Here is a 1,132-nt window from a genome sequence, read left to right on the forward strand (position 1 = left end):
TATTGATTAGACATGGAATTTCCCCATCTCGTATGGCTAATGATCTACGGACTTTACCTTTAAAAATTCAGAAAATTGCTTGGCTAAAAGCTTAATCTGATCGTTAGACAAATTAGCATAATCTAAACTGGCTTGACTGATGATTTGTTTACCTAGCCGTTGTTCAATCTTATTTTTTTCGTCCTTAATTTTTTGATTAAGGGCTTTTAATTTAGCTTCTTGTTTTTCTAAGTTACTTTGAGACATAACGATCCCTCCAATCATATTAGAAATAATCACCGAAACTATATCATATAGGAAACGTTAAGTCAAAGGATAAAAGTTGAAATAGCGAAGCGGAAGGCATACACTAGAAGTAAATTTAGGAGAATCAGCAGTCCGAGTGAAACGAGGTCAATGCGCACTTACACCCCACTAAATTCTTGTGGGGTAAATCGTGCTAAAATCCTGTATTAGAAGTCGCCGATGGCGACAACAAAATCAAACCCATAAACCCAAAGAAAGGTGGTGACCGACATGGCAATTTTTCACATGAGCTTTAGTAATATTAGTGCTGGAAAAGGAAGAAGTGCAATTGCTGGAGCAAGTTATCGAAGTGGCGAAAAATTATTCGATCAAAAAGAAGGTCGAAGTTATTTTTATGCTCGGTCGGTTATGCCAGAAAGCTTTATTTTGACACCAAAGAATGCGCCAGAATGGGCGAGTGATAGAGAGAAATTATGGAACGAAGTAGAAAGAAAAGACCGTCGAACAAACTCACGGTATGCTAAAGAGTTTAACGTGGCTCTACCAGTTGAATTAAGTGAAGATGAACAGAAAGAATTATTGACAAAATATGTACAAGAAAATTTTGTTGATCAAGGTATGGTTTCCGATGTGTCAATTCATCGCGATCACCCAGATAATCCGCACGCTCATGTGATGTTAACTAACCGTCCATTTAACCCAGACGGAACGTGGGGAATTAAGAGCAAAAAGCAATATATTTTAGATGATAATGGCAAAAAAACATATACCGGAACTAGCAAGTACCCTAAGAGTAGAAAGATACTGATGGTCGATTGGGATAAAAAAGAAAAAATGACTGAATGGCGGCACAATTGGGCGGCAAGTGTAAATCAGGCTTTGGAGC

At 37.7% G+C, this 1,132-nt stretch carries 2 protein-coding genes; one reads left to right on the plus strand and one right to left on the minus strand.

Annotated elements, in window-relative coordinates:
* Positions 1-36: 36 nt before the first annotated feature.
* Positions 37-264: a hypothetical protein gene (locus tag ACKTSF_RS14525; RefSeq protein WP_161792473.1), complete on the minus strand. Its 228-nt coding sequence runs from the start codon at positions 262-264 to the stop codon at positions 37-39.
* A gap of 252 nt (positions 265-516) precedes the next feature.
* Between ACKTSF_RS14525 and mobQ the strand changes: the two genes are divergently transcribed.
* A partial coding sequence (gene mobQ, locus ACKTSF_RS14530; protein ID WP_407890295.1) for a MobQ family relaxase occupies positions 517-1,132 on the plus strand: 616 nt, incomplete at its 3' end.

The organism is Levilactobacillus muriae, assembly GCF_045862015.1.
Lineage (GTDB): Bacteria > Bacillota > Bacilli > Lactobacillales > Lactobacillaceae > Levilactobacillus > Levilactobacillus muriae.

Excerpts from the sequence above, each read along its gene's own strand:
- ACKTSF_RS14525 (WP_161792473.1), bottom strand. The coding sequence starts at position 264 with ATGATTGGAGGGATCGTTATGTCTCAAAGTAACTTAGAAAAACAAGAA.